Here is an 18,695-nt window from a genome sequence, read left to right on the forward strand (position 1 = left end):
TGGGCCGAATACGCGAAGGACCCGCGTATGCGCGCCAACATCGGCATCCGGCGCAGGCTGGCCCCCCTCCTGGACAACGACCGCAACCAGATCGAACTGTTCACCGCCCTACTGCTGTCCCTCCCCGGCTCGCCGATCCTCTACTACGGCGACGAGATCGGCATGGGCGACAACATCTGGCTCGGCGACCGCGACGCCGTCCGCACACCGATGCAGTGGACACCCGACCGGAACGCGGGCTTCTCCACCTGCGATCCGGGGCGCCTCTTCCTGCCGACCATCATGGATCCGGTCTACGGCTACCAGGTCACCAACGTCGAGGCGTCGATGTCGTCGCCCTCCTCGCTGCTGCACTGGACCCGCCGCATGATCGAGATCCGCAAGCAGAACCCGGCGTTCGGCCTCGGCTCGTACACGGAACTCCAGTCCTCGAACCCGGCGGTGATCGCTTTCCTGCGGGAGTACGAGGACGACCTCGTGCTCTGTGTGCACAACTTCTCGCGGTTCGCGCAGCCCACGATGCTCGATCTGCGGGAGTTCGACGGTCGGCATCCCGTGGAGCTGATCGGCGGGGTGCGGTTCCCGGCCATCGGTGAACTGCCGTATCTGCTGACGCTCGCGGGGCACGGCTTCTACTGGTTCCGGCTCTCGCGAGTCGCTACCCGCATCGGCCGACGCCGTTGAGGATGTGCCGGCGAAAGGACACGTGACCATGTCGAAGACCACCGCACCCCGCCGACCGAGCGGCCCCGGCATCGACCGGCCCGCTGCCACGCTCACCGGGCTGCTGCGCGAATGGCTGCCCGGGCAGCGCTGGTTCGCCGGCAAGGACCGGCCGGTGACCGACCTCGACGTGCTGTCCACGACGGAACTCTTCCCGGGCTGTCTCCATCTGCTGGTCCACGCCTCCCACACGGGAGTTCCCGCGCCGGGCGGCACTCCCCCGCCCGGTGATTGCTACCAACTCCTGCTCGGCGTACGGGAACACGTCTCTCCGCGACTGGCCCGTGCCTTCATCGGCCGTGTGCACGAAGGTCCGTTGGCCGGGCTCGCGGTGTACGACGCCTTGCAGGATCCGCGGTCGGCGGAGCTGTTGCTGGAGCGGTTGCGGCATCCCGGTACGGCGGGCCCCCTGCATTTCGAGGCGGACCCGTCGGTGCCGGTGCCCGCCGGTCTCGCGCCTCGGCTGCTGGACGCCGAGCAGTCCAACTCCTCGCTGGTGTACGGCGACCGGTACATCCTGAAGGTGTTCCGGCGCATCCAGCCCGGCGTCAATCCGGACCTGGAGCTGCCGGGCGCGCTGGCGGCGCAGGGTTGTACACGGGTCCCCGCGCCGGTGGCGTGGTTCCGGACGGCCGAGCCGCGGGCTGCGACGCTCGGTGTGCTCCAGCCGTTCCTGCCGGACGCCTCGGACGGCTGGGCGCTGGCACTGCACGCACTCGCCATCGGTGACGAATTCACCACCGAGGCCCATGAGTTGGGGCAGGCCACCGCCGATATCCATCTCACGCTGGCCGCCGCCTTTCCGTCCGGCGCCGGTACCGAGAACGAGCGTACGGCGGCGGCGATGACCGAGCGTCTGGAAGCCGCCGCGCACTCGGTCCCCGCTCTGCGGCCGTTCGTTCCGGGGTTGCGGACCGCCTTCGGCGCGCTCGTCGGCCGCGATGCGGGGCCGCCCGCCCAGCGCATCCACGGCGACCTGCATCTCGGGCAGGTGCTGCGGGCCGGCCGCGACTGGTTCGTCATCGACTTCGAGGGCGAGCCGTCCAAGCCACTGGCGGAACGGCGCAGCGCGCAGTCCCCGGTCCGTGACATCGCCGGGATGCTGCGCTCCTTCGACTACGCGGCCCGGCAGCGCCGCCCCTGGCGCCCCGAATGGGCGCGCCGCTGCCGGGAGGCCTACTGTGCGGGCTACGCCGCCCGGGCAAGCTGGGACCCCCGCACCAAACACGCCCTGCTGCGCGCCTACGAGACGGACCGCGCGGTCTACGAAGTGCTGTACGAGGCCAGACACCGTCCGGACTGGCTTCCCGTACCCATGGCGGCGATCGAACGACTCGCCGTCCGAGGAGGCTGAACTCCGTGGCCCTGCGAGACACGTCACCTCAGGAGACGGGCGGTCCGTCCACGCCCACCGCCCCCCACCCGGACGAACCGACTGGGTCCGCCACAGCGGGGGCCTGCGGGCCGACCGAGTCAGGCGTACCGGAGACCGACAGCACCACCACGTCAGGCGCACCGGACACCGGCGACCAGACCATGCCCGAGGCATCGGCAAGGAGCGGTTCGCTCATCGGGGCCGCCGCACCGGAAACCGGCAGTTCGACCACGCCAAGCGCACCGGCGACCAGCGACCGGGCCCGGACCGAAGCGCCGAAAACGGTCGGCTCGCCCGCGCGTGCCACCGGGGTGCACAAGGGCTCGACCGCGGCCGCCTCCCCGCCCTCGGCCGTCACACGCGCACCCGAAACGACCGGCGCGCCCACGCCCGCCACCCCGGAGACCACCGACCCAACCACTCCCGACGCACCGAAATCCGGCGGCCCCACCGCGCCCAGCGCACCGAAGACCAGCGACCGGGCCGTGACCGAAGCGCCGGAAACAAGCGGCTCGCCCGCGCATGCCACCCAAGTGCGCGAGGGCCCGACCACAACCACCTCCGCGCCCACGGCCCTCCCAGTTCCCGCGGACGGCCCCACCCCCTCCACCCCCCTGGACCCCGCCGACCGCGACCGTCTCCTCTCCGGTGCCCACCACGACCCGCACGCGCTGCTCGGTGTGCGGCTGGTTCCGGGTGGGGTGGGGTTTCGGGTGTTGCGGCCGTATGCCCGTGCCGTGAGTGTCGTGGTCGACGGGACGCGCAGGCCGCTCGCCTCGGAAGGGGGCGGGCTCTTCTCCTGCGTGCTGCCGCTCGAGGTGATCCCGGAGTACACGCTGCTGGTGTCGTACACGGAGGACGACGAGCACGAGGTGCATGACCCGTACCGCTTCCTGCCCGCGCTCGGCGATCTCGACCTGCATCTCATCAGGGAGGGGCGGCACGAGGAGCTGTGGAAGGCGCTCGGCGCGGAGCCGATGACGCATGACGGAGTGGCCGGCACGCGCTTCACCGTGTGGGCGCCGAACGCTCAAGGGGTGCGTGTCGCCGGGGACTTCAGCTCCTGGGACGGGACCGCCTTCCCGATGCGCTCGCTCGGTTCGTCGGGTGTGTGGGAGCTGTTCCTGCCGGGTGTGGGCGACGGCGCCCGCTACAAGTTCGAGATCACCTCCCGGTACGGGGACCGCTTCCTCAAGGCGGACCCGATGGCACGCCGGACGGAGGAGCCTCCCGCCACCGCGTCCATCGTGACCGCCTCGCACCACGAGTGGAACGACGAGGAGTGGCTCGCCCGACGGGGGCAAACGCCGGTGCACGAAGCGCCGTTCTCCGTGTACGAGGTGCATCTCGGCTCCTGGCGCCAAGGCTTGACGTACCGTCAGCTCGCCGTCGAACTCCCCGCGTATGTCAGCGATCTGGGCTTCACCCACGTCGAGTTCATGCCGGTGACCGAGCACCCCTTCGGCGGGTCGTGGGGTTACCAGGTCACCGGCTTCTACGCCCCGACCGCCCGCCTCGGCACCCCCGACGACTTCAAGTTCCTCGTCGACGCCCTGCATCAGGCCGGCATCGGCGTCATCATGGACTGGGTGCCCGCCCATTTCCCCAAGGACGACTGGGCGTTGGCCCGCTTCGACGGCGAGCCGCTGTACGAGCCCGGGGACGCGCGCCGGGCCGAGCACCCGGACTGGGGGACGTACGAGTTCGACCTCGGGCGGACCGAGGTGCGCAACTTCCTGGTGGCGAACGCCGTCTACTGGTGCCAGGAGTTCCACATCGACGGCCTGCGCGTGGACGCGGTCGCCTCGATGCTCTACCTCGACTACTCCCGCGACTCGGGCCAGTGGACCCCGAACGTCCATGGCGGGCGCGACGACCTGGACGCCGTCGCCTTCCTCCAGGAGATGAACGCGACCGTGTACCGCAGGGCGCCCGGCGTCGTCACCATCGCCGAGGAGTCCACCGCCTGGGACGGCGTGACCCGGCCGACCGACACAGGCGGCCTCGGTTTCGGGCTGAAGTGGAACATGGGCTGGATGCACGACTCGCTCGGTTACATCGCACACGAGCCCGTCCACCGAAAGTTCCATCACAACGAGATGACCTTCTCGATGGTGTACGCGTACAGCGAGAACTACGTGCTCCCCATCTCGCACGACGAAGTCGTCCACGGCAAACAGGCGTTGGTCTCGAAGATGCCCGGCGACTGGTGGCAGCAGCGAGCCAACCACCGGGCGTACCTGGGGTTCATGTGGGCCCACCCGGGCAAGCAACTCCTCTTCATGGGCCAGGAGTTCGCCCAAGGCGCCGAATGGTCCGAATCCCACGGCCCCGACTGGTGGCTCCTCGACCCGGCGTACGACGCGGAGCCCGACCACCGGGGCGTCCAGAGCCTCGTCCGCGACCTCAACACCGTCTACCGCGACACCCCCGCCCTGTGGCAGCTCGACACCCAACCCGTCGGATTCCGCTGGGTGGTGGGCGACGCGGCCGAGGACAACGTCTTCGCGTTCCTCCGCTACGACGCCGACGGCTCCCCTCTCCTCGCCGTCAGCAACTTCTCCCCCGTTGTCCGCCACGACTACCGCCTCGGTGTCCCGGACGACATCCCCGCGTGGCGCGAGACGCTCAACACCGACAACGCCCGCTACGGAGGCAGCGGCGTCACCAACCCCGATCCGGTCAAACCGCGGGACGGTCACATCAGGCTCACCCTCCCGCCCCTCGCGACGGTGTGGCTGACACCGGGGTGACATGCTGCTCCCATGCCGACGCCGACTCGCCCCGACCCCACCCAAGTAACCGGCCTGCAGCTGGAGTTGCGGGGCGTCACGCAGGAAGTGCGGGGCGCCGGGCGGGTGTTGGACGACGTGTCGCTCGAGGTCGGGGCCGGGCAGCTCACCGTGATCGCGGGCAGCAGCGGGGCGGGCAAGACGGTGCTGTTGCAGACCCTGGCGGGACTCCAGAGCCCGGCCTCGGGGGACGTGCTGCACGACGGTGCCCGACCGGGGCCGCCCGGGCCGGAGTTCGGGTATGTGCCGCAGGAGGACGTGATCCATCGTGAGCTGCCGCTGCGGCGCACGCTGGAGTTCGCGGGACGGTTGCGGATGCCGGGTGGGGCGGTGCCGACGCGGGTGACAGAGGTCCTCGACGTCCTCGGGTTGACCCGGCGCGCCGACACCCCCGTGCGCGCGCTGAGCGGCGGGGAGCGCAAACGGGCTTGTATCGCGGCCGAGTTGCTCACCCGGCCGAGGGTGCTCTTTCTCGACGAGCCCACCTCCGGGCTCGATCCGGTCACCGGGGCCGCTCTGCTGGCCATCCTGCGGCGGCTGGCCGAGGCCGGTACCACCGTCGTGATCACCACGCATGTCCTGGCCGATCTGCCGCGCTGCGACCAGGTCGTGTTCCTGTCGCCGGGCGGGTCGGTCGCGTTCGTGGGGCCGCCGGACGCGTTGCTCGGAGCGTTCGGCGCGGAGACGGCGGAGGACGTGTACGCGGCGGTGGCGGAGGGGAAGCGTGCCGAGCGGGCGGCCCCGGCAGCGCCCACCGACCAACTCCCGGCGCCTGCCGCGCACCGTCCACCGCGCGTCGGCGCCGTACGCCAGTGGGCGCTGCTGACCCGTCGCACGACGGCGCTGTTGGTGCACAACCGGCTGTCGGTCGCCGTGTTCGTGGGGTCGCCGGTGATGATCGTGGCGATGTTCGCGGTGCTGTTCCGGGCGGGGGCGTTCGATCCGGCGGCGCCGGATCCCGGGTCCACGGCGATGATCATGTTCTGGATCGCGTTCGGGGCGTTCTTCTTCGGGCTGACGTACGGACTGCTGCAGATCTGCCCGGAGTTGGCGGTGCTGCGCCGCGAATGGCTGGCCGGGGTGCGGATCGGACCGTACGTCGCCTCGAAGCTGACGACCGTGCTGCCGGTGCTGGCCGCCGCGGACGCGCTGCTGCTCGCGGTGCTGCGCGCGCTGGACCGGCTGCCGGCGGCGGGCTGGGGCACGTACGCCTCGCTGTTCCTCACCAGTGTGCTGGCCTCGGCCGCCGCGCTCGCCCTCGGGCTGCTCACCTCGGCCGCGGTCACGGAACCGGGCCAGGCAACGCTGATGCTGCCGCTGCTCTGCTTCCCGCAGGTGCTGTTCTCGGGGGCCTTCGTGCCCGTGCCCCGGATGGCGCCGGTCGGCGAGGCGATCAGTTGGGCGATGACCAACCGCTGGGCGTTCGAGGCGCTGGGTGGCGCGATCGGCCTGGAGAGCCTGTGGCGCGACGGCGGCTCCCCTGCGGGTCCGCCGCTGCTGCGGTCCTACGGCGACTCGTTCGCGCATCCGGCCGGGCGCGGCTGGTTGATCCTGACGGGGTTCAACGTGCTGTTCCTGGCGGCGACCTGGGCGGTGTTGGTGCGCAGGTGCCGTCAGGGGGTGTCGGCGGCCCGCGCGGGGCGGTGACCGGGAGCCCGCCGCTCAGCAGCCCGCCCGGTCGGCGAGGCCGGCCACCGTCGGTACGCGGTCCCGGTAGGTGTCCGCGACGAACTCCAGGAAGGTGTCCACGTCCCTGGGCTGCGAGGAGACGCCCACCGAGACGCGGACGGCGCCGGCGGACGGGAGTCCCAGCACGTCCAGGTACTCCTCCAGGGAGCCCATCGGTGTGCGGGCCGCCGAGCGCAGGCTGCGCAGGGGCAGGGCGAACGCGGCCTCTCCGGCGCCCGGGTTGCAGAAGCAGCCGAAGCGGAGCGACATGCGGTGCTCGGCGCTGTCCTGGGCGACGACCCGTTCGTCGATCACCCGGCCGTCCGCGTCGAGGAGGTTGAGGGCGACGGTGCCGCCGCGCGCGGGTCCGCTGTCGGTGGGGCCGTAGACCCGCACCATCGGGGAGCCGTCGCTGTGCCGTAACCCGGCGACTCCCGTGAGGAGTTGGCCGGTCAGCCGGGCCACGTGGTCGTGCACCCGGTCCATGCCGATGGTGTCGATCCACTCCAGGCCGGCCGTGATGTCCGGTATGGAGAGGAAGTTGACGGTGCCGTCCTCGAAGGCGGCCTCGCCGTCCGCGAGGACGTGCCACTGCGCCTGGGCGCTCGCGGCGTAGATGGTGCCCCCGGAGAACCAGGGGCGGCGCAGCCTGGCGAGGGCCTCGCGGCGGACGATCAGGCTGCCTATGCCGGTGGGGTAGCCGAACACCTTGTACCAGCTCACCACGGTGAAGTCGGGGTGGAAGCGGGACAGGTCGAGGGGGTTGGTCGGCACGAACGCGGCGGCGTCCAACAGGACGTCGTGGCCGTGCTGTTGTGCCGCGGCGATCCAGTCCAGGGAGTGGCGTACGCCCGTGAAGTTGCTCTGCGCCGGATAGGCGAGGAGTCCGCGTTGGCGTCTGCGGGCCGTGAGCGCGGTGCGCATCCGCTGCTCGTCGATGGCCAACTCCTGGCCGTGGACCGGGACATACTCGGTCTTCGCGCCGGCGGCGCGCGCGTACTCACGCAGTCCGTTCACGGAGTTGTGGTTGTCGAGCAGCATCACGAGCCGGCTGCCGGAGGCGAACGGGTAGGACTCGCCGACCAGGCGGAGCGCGGCCGTCGCGTTCGCGGTGAACACCACCGTGTACTCGGCCGGGTCGGCGGCGAAGTGCCGCAGCACCGCGGCGCGGGCGTCGGCCAGCAGGTCGCCCGAGGCGCGCGAGGCGGGGCTCTCCGAGTGCGGATTACCGAAGACGCTCCCGGTGATCCGCGCCGCCCTGGCCCTGACCAGGGGACTGGGGGCGAGTCCCGCGCCCGTGTAGTCGAGATAGGTGTGTCCTTCGGCGTCCAGATAGCCGAAATCGCGTGCCCTCAACTCACCGAGATCCACCACGTCCATGTCCGCGTGCCCCCCGTCCTGTCGTGCAGTCCCCACTCAACCACCAAACTCCGTAAGGGCACTTCCCTGTTCCCCTCACCAATCGCTCACACCTGGGCTAGATTCGAGCACCGTCGATAACAGTAGTGATCGGCAGCGTCACGCCCCGTACAACCCAGGAGCAGCGCATGCGCGACTTCGCCGTCGCTCCACCTCTGACCTCCCCCCTCACCCCTGCCGCCACGTCGACCCTCAGCGGCGGCCTCGCCGACAGCGTCTTCGAGGCCGCGGACGTCCATCCCACCCTGCCGCTGATCGCCCGCCGGCCCGACCCCTCCGCCACGGTGTGGGAGGAGGTGACGGCCGTCGAGCTGCGGGACGAAGTCGTCGATGTGGCCAAGGGGTTGATCGCCTCGGGGATCTCGCCGGGCAGCCGGGTCGCGATCATGGCCCGTACCAGGTACGAGTGGACGGTGTTCAGCCACGCCCTGTGGGCGGTGGGCGCGGAGATCGTGCCGGTGCACCCGACGTCCTCGCGCGAGCAGGTCGAGTGGATGCTGCGGGACGCCGGCTGTGTGGCCGTGGTGGTGGAGGACGAGCAGGGCATCATGACGGTCGGCACGGTGTGCGCCGCGCTGCCGTTGCTGCGGCACGTCTGGCAGCTCGACGCCGGGGCGCTGTCCCAACTCGTGGAGCGGGGCACGTACATCCCGCAGACCACGGTGGACTCGCTGCGCCGGATCGTGATGCCGGACTCGACCGCGGTCATCGCCTACACCTCGGGCACCTCGGGCCGCCCGATGGGCTGCGCGCTGAGCCACCGCAGTCTGGCCAGCCCCTGCGACACGCTGCTCGCGGGCTGGTCGCACACGGCGGCCCTGCCGGGGGAACAGCCCGCGGTCCTCGCCTTCCTGCCCTTCTCCCATGTGTACGGCCTGATGATCCAGGGCCTGTGCATGCGCGGCGGCTGGGTGATGGCACACGAGCCGGAGATGACCGAGGCGGCGCTGGTGTCGGCGCTGCGTTCGTTCAGGCCCACGTATCTGTACGCCGTGCCGTCGATCTTCGAGAAGATCTACAAGAACTTTCTCCGTACGGCCCAACAGACCGGCCGGGGCGCCCTGTTCGAGCGGGCGGCGGCGACCGCGCGGGACTTCGCCACGGCGGAGGAGAGACAGAGACTCGGCCGGGGTTCGGGCCCCGGCTTCGATCTGCGGCTCCAGCACGCCGTGTTCGAGCGGACGGTGTACCGCAAGCTGCGCGCCGGGCTGGGCGGCCGGGTGGTGCGCGCCACGTCGGGCGGCTCTCCCCTGAACCGTGAACTGTCCTTGTTCTACGCGGGCATCGGCATCTTCGTGCACGACGGCTACGGTCTGACGGAGACCGCCGGCGGGATCACGATGCAGCCGCTGGGCCGGGAGAAGATCGGCACGGTGGGGCAGGCGCTGCCGGGCACGGAGATCCGGGTCGCGAAGGACGGCGAGATCCTGGTGCACGGGCCGTCGGTGTTCCAGGGTTACATCAACGACGAGCGGGCGACCCGGGCCGCGCTGCACGGGGGCTGGCTGGCGACCGGGGACATCGGGCGGTTGGACACCGAGGGGTATCTGACGATCACCGGCCGCAAGAAGGACATCATCATCACCAGCAGCGGCAAGAGCGTCGCGCCGGCCGCCCTGGAGAACCGGCTGCGGATGCATCCCCTGATCCATCAGGCGGTGGTCGTCGGCGACGACCGTCCCTGTGTGGGGGCGCTGCTCACCCTGGACCCGGAGTTCGTGGCGCACTGGCGGGCCGGGCTGGCCCTGCAGAGCGACGCGCGGGGCCGGGAGGCGCGTGAGGAGAACGCGCTGCGGGAGGAGATCACACGGGCCGTGGCGGCCGCCAACAGCCCTGTGGGGCGCGCCGAGTCGATCCGGGTGTTCCGGGTGCTCCCGCAGCCGTTCGACGTCGCGGGCGGGCTGCTGACGCCGTCGATGAAACTGCGCAGGGACGCGATCGTGCGGCACTACGCGTTCGAGATCGACGCGATGTACCAGGCACGCGCGCGAACCCCGCGGCAGCCGCAGGCGGACGAACAGCTCACGGGCTGGGACGACTCGGACAACGTGTTCCGGTGAGATCACCGGCCGGGGGTCACTCCGGGCGGTGGGCGACGACGGCGAACATCGTCACGGACATGTGCAGCGCGCCCTGTTCGGCGGCCTCGGTGAGGTCGGCGTAGGCGCGGTCGCGCTGGGCCTCGGTCAGTGCGCCGCGGCGCACCGCGGACTCGCCCAGCATGCGCACCAGCGGCCAGACGACCGACCGGTGGTCCTGGAGCAGCGCCTGCGAACCCCGGTCGTCGACGACGAGCCCGGCCGCGCTGAGCTGGCCGACGAGTCGGCGTCCGGAGTACGGGTTGGCGGCCCCGGTGAGGGCGCCCGAGGTGAACGCGGCCATGATCTCCGGGTCCCCGGGGTGCAGGATCGTGGTCGCCCAGTCGGTGTCGAGCAGGGCCACGCGTCCGCCGGGGCGCAGCACCCGGGCCATCTCGGCGACCGCCTTGTCCGGTTCCGCGAGGTGCTGGAGTACCCGTTCGCACCAGACGACGTCGACGGAGGCGTCGGGCACGGGCAGGGACAGCGCGTCGCCGTCGGTGAAGCGGGCCGGGCTGCCGGCCGACGCGGCCCGTTGCTCGGCGATCGCCCGCAGTCCGGGGTTGGGTTCGACGCCGAGCGCAGATCCGTTCGGGCCGACCGCCGCGGCCAGTTCACGGGTGGTCGAGCCGGTACCGGACCCGATGTCGAGGGCCCGTTCACCGCTGACCGGCGCGAGCGCCTCGTGCGCCCACGCACGCAGCCGTCGTACGCCCGGATTGGCTTCCTGTATGTCGAGCGCGGCCACCAGCCGCGTCACGTTGCCGGCGTCGATGTTCTGGGTGCGGAAGCCCGACCCCGGGTCGGGCTGAGTGTGCGACATGGCGTGCACTCTACGATCCGTTCCGGTCCCCCAAGGGCCGGTCGAGGCTGATTCACCTACCCCTTTTGTTCACACGCCCGGTGCGTACGCCGGACGTCGGCGGGGCATGCTGGTGCTCCACGCGTTCGACTGCCTGCCGCGCCCAACTGGCGGAACGGCTTGCCGCACGGTGGGATCGATGTGGTGCGAAGCAGCGATCCGGGGCAGGCGTACGGCGTCGAGGCGGACCGCCTGGAGCCGCAGAAGGGATGAACACCGTGACACGACCGAGGATCCTGGTGGTTGGCGCAGGCTTCGCAGGAGTGGAGTGCGTTCGCCGTCTGGAACGGAAACTGACCCCTCAGGAGGCCGAGGTCACGCTGGTGACACCGTTCTCCTACCAGCTCTATCTGCCCCTGCTGCCCCAGGTCGCCTCCGGCGTCCTGACCCCGCAGTCGATCGCCGTCTCGCTGCGCCGCAGCAGCAGGTACCGCACCCGGATCATCCCGGGCGGCGCCATCGGTGTGGACCTCAAGGCCAAGGTCTGTGTGATCCGCACGATCAACGACGAGATCGTCAACGAGCCCTACGACTACATCGTGCTCTCCCCCGGCAGCGTCACCCGCACCTTCGACATCCCGGGGCTGACCGATCACGCCTTCGGCATGAAGACCCTCGCCGAGGCCGCCTACATCCGCGACCACGTGATCACCCAGCTCGATCTCGCGGACGCGAGCGACGATCCGGCGGAGAAGGCCTCGCGGCTGCAGTTCGTGGTGGTCGGCGGCGGGTACGCGGGCACCGAGACGGCCGCCTGTCTGCAGAAGCTGACGCACGGGGCGATCAAGCGCTATCCGCGGATCGACCCGGGTCTGATCAAGTGGCACCTCATCGACATCGCGCCGAAGCTGATGCCCGAGCTGGGCGACAAGCTCGGCCGCAGCGCGCAGGAGATCCTGACCAAGCGGGGTATCGACATCTCCCTGGGTGTCTCCATCGCCAAGGCGGGCCCCGAGGAGGTCACCTTCACGGACGGCCGGGTGGTGCCCACCCGCACGCTGATCTGGACGGCGGGGGTGGTCGCCAGCCCGCTGATCGCCACGCTCGGCGCGGAGACGGTGCGGGGGCGGCTCGCGGTCTCCACCGACATGAGCCTCCCCGGGCACGACGGAGTCTTCGCGCTCGGCGACGCCGGTGCCGTGCCGGACGAGGCCAAGGGCGAGGACGGCGCGATCTGCCCGCCGACCGCGCAGCACGCCATGCGCCAGGGCAAGGTGGTCGCCGACAACGTGATCGCGACCCTGCGCAACCAGCCCCTGAAGCCCTACGTCCACAAGGACCTCGGGCTGGTCGTGGACCTCGGCGGCAAGGACGCGGTGTCCAAGCCGCTCGGTATCGAACTGCGCGGTCTGCCCGCCCAGGTCGTGGCCCGCGGCTACCACTGGTCGGCGCTGCGCACCAACGTCGCCAAGGTCCGCGTGGCGACGAACTGGACGCTCAACGCGCTGGCCGGCGACGACTTCGTGCGCACCGGATTCCAGGCCCGCAAACCGGCCACGCTGAAGGACTTCGAGTACACCGACTCGTATCTCTCGCCGGAGCAGGTGCGGGAGCGTATCGAGGGGTCCGGGTCCCTGGAGCCGTAGCATCGGTGGTACGGATCTTGGTCTGAACCCGGGGAGAGTAAGGCGGCGTGAGGGCAGCGGGACGGGCGGCGTGGGCACGGGTGCGGGATCGCGTCGCGGCGTCCGATCCCGGGCTGCTGCGGCTGACGGCCGGACTGCGGACGGTGACCTCGATCGCGCTCACGCTGGCCGTGCTCTCCCTGCTCCATGCCTCGGTGCCGCATCTGGTGGCCGGGGCGATGGCGGCGATGGTCTCCACGTTCGCCATCCGCGAGAAGCGGCGCGGGCGGCAGGCGGTGACGCTCGCGCTCGGTCTGCCGGTGGCGCTGGCCTCGGTGTCGCTGAGCGCGCTGCTGAACTCGCGGGTGGTCGCCGGTGACGTCTTCTTCGTCCTGCTGATCTTCGGCGCGGTCTACAGCCGCCGGTTCGGCGACCGCGGCACCGCGCTCGGGCTGATCGGCTTCCAGATCTACTTCCTGTCCCTGTTCGTCGGCGCCACCGTCTCCGTCCTGCCGGTGCTGTACGGCGTGATCGGTGTCGCCTTCGCGTGCAGTGCGCTGGTGCGGTTCGCGCTGGTGCCTCAGACACCGGCCGGGACGCTGGACCGGTTGCGACGGGCGTTCCGGGCGCGGTTCGCCCAACTCGTCACCGCGCAGCTCGCGTTGCTCGACGCCGGTCCCGACGACATGGAGAAGGCGCTCGCCGACGTGCGGGAGGGGACCGCGCGGCTGCACGAGACGGCGCTGCTGATCCAGGGCCGGCTGGAGGACGGGACCTCGGACGAGGCGGTGGCGCGGCTGGTGCAGCGCCGTATCGCGGATGCCGAGGTCGCGGCCGAGCGGCTGGGGCTGCTCCTGCTGACCGCACGCAGCGCCGAGCGGGGACACACCCTGACCCTGCATCTGCCGGGCGCGCCGGTCCCCCTCGCCGACCCGCTGCCGGTGCGCGACGAGACGACCGACACCCTGCGCCGCGATCTCGAGGCGCTGCGCCTGCTCGTGCTGCGGCCGTCGGGCACGGACGCGGGCACCGCGCTGGCCCGGGTGCGCAACCGGCTGCTGGGCTATCGCGAGGAGGAGAACCTGCCACCCGCCCCGGACGCCGTGCAGGACGTGTTCCGGGGCATCGGCGAGGCCGCGCGTGCGGTGCTGGGGCTGCGGATCGCCATGGACGGGCCGCAGGACGAGTCCGAGGACACCCCCGCGACGACCCGCTCGCGCGAGGAGCTGGACGCGGAGGACGCGGTCATCGCGGGCAGCGAGGAGACCGAGCGGGAGGACGCGGAACGGATGGGGCTGCGGCGGCCGACGACGCGGGCGGCGGTGCAGGTGGCGGTGGGGTCGTCGCTGGCGATCGTGGGCGGCGAGTTCCTGTCCGGTCAGCGCTGGTACTGGGCGGTGCTGACCTGCTGGATCGTGTTCATCAACACCTCGTCCACCGGCGAGATCCTCGTCAAGGGCTACCGCCGGCTGCTCGGCACGGTCCTCGGTGTGGTGGCCGGTATCGGTCTGGCGGGCCTGGTCGGGCACCACACCTGGACGGCGTTCGCGCTGGTGCTGCTGTTCGTCTTCGCGATGTTCTACACGGCACCGCTGTCGTACACCCTGATGTCCTTCTTCGTCACGGCGATGCTGGGCCTGCTCTACACCCTGCTGCACACCTACAGCGCGTCGGTGCTGGTGCTGCGGGTCGAGGAGACGGCGCTCGGCGCGGCCTGCGGGGTGGTGGCGGCGGCGCTGGTGCTGCCGGTGCACACGGACCGCCGTACGAACGAGCTCCTCGGGACCGTGCTGGCGCGGCTCGCGGACGTCACCGAGGCCGCCGTCGACCAGCTCAGCGGCGGGGCCGCGGTCGAACTGCTGGACAAGGCAAGGGACTTGGACCAGGCACTGGCGGATCTCAGGGCCTCCACGCAGCCGTTGACCCATCCGATCACGCCGTTGCGGGCGCGCCGGGACACCGCGAGGTATGTCGTCGCGCTGCTGGAGACCTGTGCCTATCACGCGCGGTATCTGGCGGCGACCGCCGAGCTGTTGCCGACACATCCGTCGATCGCGGCCGATCCGCGACTGCGCGAGGCGGGCCGCCGGATCGTGCACAACATCGAGGTGATCGGTGCGCACGTGGCCGGTGAGGACGCCGTCGGCCGGATCGAGACCGGGCCGAGTGTCGCGTCCCTGCTGCGGCCAGGCACCCCGGAGACCCCGCGCTACGGCCGGGTCACCGACCGGGTGCTGCGGCACCTGCAGCGCCTGGACGAGGCGGTGGTCGGGCTGGCCCGCCCGCTCGACGTGCCGATCGCGGAGCCGGCGCGATGAACCGGGCGCGCGGGGGTAGGCGATGGGCATGAGCGATGTCGTGGACTCGGACGAACTGTTGCGGCGCATCCAGCGGGCGCGGGCCTTCGCCGCCCGGGAAACACGCACGTGGTCGGAGCAGGGCGACCCGGTGCGGGAAGTGGCCTACGAGGTCGTGCTGCGCGTGCTGGACGAGATCGTGGCCCCCGGACGGCATGCCGTGAAGTGAAACAGGTCACGCGACCCGTTGAGTCGGGTACGAAATGCCCACCGATGGTTTACGGTTCATTCATACGTGGTCACGGGGTCGACCGTACCGTCCCCCGCGCCACCGTTTACGGCCCTGGCTGGTCTCCCCCGTCCAGCCAGGGCTTTTTCATGCCCTGATTCCGTCCCCCGAGGTGCCCGGGGCGTCGGCAGAGGCTCAAATGGGCGTAGGGAGAATTCCGGATCCGCTGCCGGCGAGGAGCCCTGTGCCATGACCAAAGCGATAAAGCTGCTGACCGCCCTGCCCCAGACCCAGCGCGAACGGCTGATGGAGCTCGCGCAGGAAGTGTCGTTCGCCGAGGACTCCCGGATCTTCGAGGCGGGCGGCACGGCCGACCGTTTCTGGGTGATCCGCTCCGGCGCGGTCTCGCTCGACCAGCGGGTGACGCCTCAGCAACGGGTCTCCGTGGGCAGTCTCGGCGCGGGCGATCTGCTCGGCTGGTCGTGGCTGTTCCCGCCGTACCAGTGGGACTTCGGCGCGGAGGCGTTCAGTGCCGTGCGGGCCTACGAGTTCGACGCGGCGGCCGTTCTCGCCCTGTGTGTGGAGGATCCGCTGCTGGGGCTCTCCCTGGTCCGGATCGTCGCGGAGATCCTCGCGCACCGGCTGGAGCTGACCCGGGGCAAGCTGATGGAGCACTACGCGCTCCGTCGGCATGTCTGAGCGTGCCCTCAGATGCGGTAGCGGCGCAGCGCCGGGACCGTGAAGGCGAGGGTCAGCATGATGACCACGACCAGGATGCCGCCGCCGGCGACCGCCGTGCGGGCACCGAAGGCCGAGCCCGCGGTGCCGTGCAGGACGTCGGCGAGGCGGGGGCCGCCCGCTACGACGACGGTGAAGACACCCTGCATACGGCCGCGCATCTCGTCGGTGGCGGCGGACAGCAGGATCGCCCCGCGGAACACCATGGAGACCATGTCGGCGACTCCGGCGGCGGCGAGGAACACCACCCCGATCCACAGGTTGCCACTGAGCCCGAACCCGGTGATGGCCGCGCCCCAGGCGACGACCGCGCCGATCACCATCCAGCCGTGCCGCCGAGCCCGCGAGAACGTGCCGGAGAACAGCCCGCCGACGACGGCCCCGATGGGGATCGCCGCGAACAGCATGCCGAGCGCGAGCCCCTCGCCGTAGGGCGCGTAGGTCTGGGCGGCGAGCTGCGGGAACAGGGCGCGGGGCATGCCGAAGACCATCGCGATGATGTCGGCGAGGAAGGACAGCAGCAGGACCTTGTGCAGCGAGATGTAGCGGAATCCGGCGACGATCTCCCGCCAGCCCGCGCGCCGCGGTGTCGTGGACGCCAGGGGCGGCAGCGAGGGCAGCCGGACGACCGCCCAGAGCGTGACGCACAGCGCCAGCGCGTCGATGAGATACAGCTCGGGCAGGCCGATGACCGGGATCAGCGCGCCCGCGAGGAGCGGTCCGACGACCTGGCCGGTCTGCATCACGGTCGAGCCGAGGGCGTTGGCGGCGGCCAGTTGCTCCGAGGGCACCAGGCGGGCGATGGAGGCGTTGCGGGCGGGCGCGTTGAGGCCCCAGAAGGCCTGCTGCATCGCGAGCAGCACCATCAGCGCGGCCACCGAGTCGAGCCCGACGACGGCCTGCACCCAGAACAGCACCGAGGTCACGGCTATACCGCTGTTGGTGATCAGCAGCAGCTTGCGGCGGTCCATGCTGTCGGCGATCGCCCCGCCCCACAGCGCGAACACGATGAGCGGCAGCAGGCCGGCCAGACTCGCGGCACCGACCCAGGCGGAGGAGCCGGTGATGTCGTAGATCTGCTTGGGTACGGCTACGGCGGTGAGCTGGCTGCCGACGGCAGTGACGATGGTCGAGGACCACAGGCGTCGGTAGGCGGGGATGCGCAGCGGGCGGGTGTCCATCGCCCAGCGGCGCCAGCCACGTCGGGGTGCCGGTTCCGCGTCCTTGTCGGCCTCGGGTTCGGTGCCGCTGTCGGTGCTCTCGCTGGTGTCCACTGGCTTCCTGGTTGCTCGTTACATCTTTCGACCAGGGTTCACTATCGCAGCACCGCCTGTGGCTGCCGAATCCGCGATCTCAGGTTCCGGCGACGAGAGTTGCGCCGAGCCCGATCATCGTCGCGGCGACCAGACCGTCCAGCACCCGCCAGGCCGAGGGCTTGGCGAGGAAGCGGCTCAGCAGCCGGGCGCCGAAGCCGAGCGCGGTGAACCAGCAGACGCTTGCGCACACCGCGCCGAGTCCGAAGGTCCAGCGCAACGCGCCCCGGTCGGCGGCGATGGACCCGAGCAGGAAGACGGTGTCGAGATAGACGTGCGGGTTGAGCCAGGTCATCGCCAGACAGGTGAGGACCGCCCGGCGGCGCGAACCGGTCCCTTCTCCCTCGACGTGCAGTGCGCCGGGCCGGAACACCCGGCGGGCGGCGAGGACGCCGTAGCAGAGCAGGAACGCGCCGCCGATCAGGCCGACCGCCCTGAGCGCGCCCGGCCAGGCGACCACGATCGCGCCGACCCCGCCGACGCCGAGCGCGATGAGGAGCGCGTCGGACAGGGCGCAGATGCCGACCACGGCGAGGACGGCGTCGCGGCGGATGCCCTGGCGCAGGACGAAGGCGTTCTGGGCGCCGATGGCGACGATGAGGGAGAGGCCGGTGCCGAAGCCAGCGGCTGCGGCGGACAGAGCGTTGGTCACGCTGTCGACGCTAGGGACAGCGACACCCGGAGTACAGCTAAAGATTCTTACGTAACATTAGCTCTCGTGATGGTCTCGGAACTGCCTCTCGACCAGGTGCGGACGCTGCTCGCGGTGGTGGACGAGGGCACGTTCGACGCGGCGGCCACCGCCCTGCATGTGACGCCCTCGGCGGTCAGCCAGCGGGTGAAGGCGCTGGAGCAGCGCACGGGCCGGGTTCTGCTGCTCCGCACCAAGCCGGTGCGGACGACCGAGTCCGGTGAGGTGGTCGTCCGGTTCGCCCGCCAACTGGCCCGCCTGGAGCGGGACGCGCGCGCCGAGCTGGGGATGAGCGGGGCCGGGGAGCCGACGCGGGTGTCGGTCGCGGTGAACGCGGACTCGCTGTCCACCTGGTTCCTGGGCGCGCTCACCCGCGTGCCGCGCGAGCTGAAGGTCTGCTTCGAGCTGCGCCGCGAGGACGAGGCCCATACGGCGGCCCTGCTGCGCGAGGGCCTGGTGATGGCTGCGGTGACCTCGTCCCCGGACGCCGTACCGGGTTGCTCGGTACGGGCGTTGGGGCGCTTGCGCTATCTCCCGGTGGCGAACCCGGAGTTCAGGGACACGTATCTGACGGAGCCACTGCGGGACGCGCTGACCGAGGCGCCGGTGATCGCCTTCGATCGGCGAGACGACTTCCAGGACGCCTTCGTACGGCGGCTGCGGCGCGGGAAGGGCGCGGCGAGCGCGGTACGGCATCTCGTGCCGACCTCGGAGGGCTTCGTCGAATCCGTCGCCGCCGGGCTGGGGTGGGGCATGGTGCCCGAGATGCAGGCGGTTCCCCTGCTGAGCGCCGGGCGACTGGTGAACTTCGCGCCGGGTCGATCGGTGGACGTACCGCTGTACTGGCAGCAGTGGAAGCTGAATTCACCCGCGCTGGCGGCGGTGGCGGACGCGGTCGCGGGGGCGGCGGGGCGGGCGTTGCGGGGCTAGCGGCACCGAGGAGTT

The 18,695-nt window shown here is 71.2% G+C and carries 14 protein-coding genes; 10 read left to right on the top strand and 4 right to left on the bottom strand.

The genetic code is table 11. The features are described from left to right. From ABZT04_RS42670 to ABZT04_RS42685, 4 genes are all read left to right on the top strand, one after another. The coding region (locus ABZT04_RS42670; protein ID WP_356065133.1) for an alpha-glucosidase C-terminal domain-containing protein at window positions 1-684 on the top strand (684 nt) is incomplete at its 5' end. Between the two features lie 28 nt (window positions 685-712). Then, window positions 713-2,077, top strand: coding sequence for a maltokinase (locus ABZT04_RS42675; protein WP_356065135.1), 1,365 nt, complete (start codon window positions 713-715; stop codon window positions 2,075-2,077). 182 nt (window positions 2,078-2,259) lie between these two features. After that, complete coding sequence (gene glgB / locus ABZT04_RS42680; protein ID WP_356065195.1) at window positions 2,260-4,851, top strand: 1,4-alpha-glucan branching enzyme; 2,592 nt, start codon at window positions 2,260-2,262, stop codon at window positions 4,849-4,851. 12 nt (window positions 4,852-4,863) lie between these two features. Then, window positions 4,864-6,537, top strand: coding sequence for an ATP-binding cassette domain-containing protein (locus ABZT04_RS42685; RefSeq protein WP_356065137.1), 1,674 nt, complete (start codon window positions 4,864-4,866; stop codon window positions 6,535-6,537). 15 nt (window positions 6,538-6,552) lie between these two features. On the opposite strand, the gene ABZT04_RS42690 is transcribed toward ABZT04_RS42685, so the two are convergent. Beyond that, complete coding sequence (locus ABZT04_RS42690) at window positions 6,553-7,938, bottom strand: aminotransferase class V-fold PLP-dependent enzyme (RefSeq protein WP_356065198.1); 1,386 nt, start codon at window positions 7,936-7,938, stop codon at window positions 6,553-6,555. A 167-nt stretch (window positions 7,939-8,105) separates the two neighbouring features. On the opposite strand from ABZT04_RS42690, the gene ABZT04_RS42695 reads away from it, so the two are divergent. Next, window positions 8,106-10,037, top strand: coding sequence for an AMP-dependent synthetase/ligase (locus ABZT04_RS42695; protein WP_356065140.1), 1,932 nt, complete (start codon window positions 8,106-8,108; stop codon window positions 10,035-10,037). A 16-nt stretch (window positions 10,038-10,053) separates the two neighbouring features. Here the strand turns inward: ABZT04_RS42695 and ABZT04_RS42700 are convergent, their stop codons facing one another. Next, window positions 10,054-10,878, bottom strand: coding sequence for a methyltransferase domain-containing protein (locus ABZT04_RS42700; protein WP_356065142.1), 825 nt, complete (start codon window positions 10,876-10,878; stop codon window positions 10,054-10,056). A gap of 248 nt (window positions 10,879-11,126) precedes the next feature. Between ABZT04_RS42700 and ABZT04_RS42705 the strand changes: the two genes are divergently transcribed. The 4 genes from ABZT04_RS42705 to ABZT04_RS42720 all read left to right on the top strand — a co-directional run bounded on the left by ABZT04_RS42705 (window position 11,127) and on the right by ABZT04_RS42720 (window position 15,707). Then, a complete protein-coding gene (locus tag ABZT04_RS42705; protein WP_356065145.1) occupies window positions 11,127-12,503 on the top strand; it encodes an NAD(P)/FAD-dependent oxidoreductase in 1,377 nt (458 codons plus the stop codon). A 47-nt stretch (window positions 12,504-12,550) separates the two neighbouring features. Next, complete coding sequence (locus ABZT04_RS42710) at window positions 12,551-14,800, top strand: FUSC family protein (protein WP_356065147.1); 2,250 nt, start codon at window positions 12,551-12,553, stop codon at window positions 14,798-14,800. A gap of 28 nt (window positions 14,801-14,828) precedes the next feature. Then, window positions 14,829-15,008, top strand: coding sequence for a hypothetical protein (locus ABZT04_RS42715; RefSeq protein ID WP_356065149.1), 180 nt, complete (start codon window positions 14,829-14,831; stop codon window positions 15,006-15,008). Between the two features lie 249 nt (window positions 15,009-15,257). Beyond that, the gene (locus tag ABZT04_RS42720) at window positions 15,258-15,707 is read left to right on the top strand and encodes a cyclic nucleotide-binding domain-containing protein (RefSeq protein ID WP_356065151.1); all 450 of its coding nucleotides are present in this window, start codon (window positions 15,258-15,260) and stop codon (window positions 15,705-15,707) included. An 8-nt stretch (window positions 15,708-15,715) separates the two neighbouring features. On the opposite strand, the gene ABZT04_RS42725 is transcribed toward ABZT04_RS42720, so the two are convergent. Further along, on the bottom strand, window positions 15,716-17,020 hold the full coding sequence (locus tag ABZT04_RS42725; RefSeq protein ID WP_356065154.1) for an MFS transporter: 1,305 nt from the start codon (window positions 17,018-17,020) through the stop codon (window positions 15,716-15,718). A 79-nt stretch (window positions 17,021-17,099) separates the two neighbouring features. Beyond that, complete coding sequence (locus ABZT04_RS42730; RefSeq protein ID WP_356065156.1) at window positions 17,100-17,711, bottom strand: LysE/ArgO family amino acid transporter; 612 nt, start codon at window positions 17,709-17,711, stop codon at window positions 17,100-17,102. A gap of 69 nt (window positions 17,712-17,780) precedes the next feature. Here ABZT04_RS42730 and ABZT04_RS42735 point away from each other — a divergent pair, with 69 nt between their 5' ends. Continuing rightward, window positions 17,781-18,680: a LysR family transcriptional regulator ArgP gene (locus ABZT04_RS42735; protein ID WP_356065201.1), complete on the top strand. Its 900-nt coding sequence runs from the start codon at window positions 17,781-17,783 to the stop codon at window positions 18,678-18,680. Window positions 18,681-18,695: the final 15 nt, after the last annotated feature.

Origin of the sequence: Streptomyces sp. NPDC005492, assembly GCF_040605995.1 — a bacterium.
Taxonomy (GTDB): Bacteria; Actinomycetota; Actinomycetes; order Streptomycetales; family Streptomycetaceae; genus Streptomyces.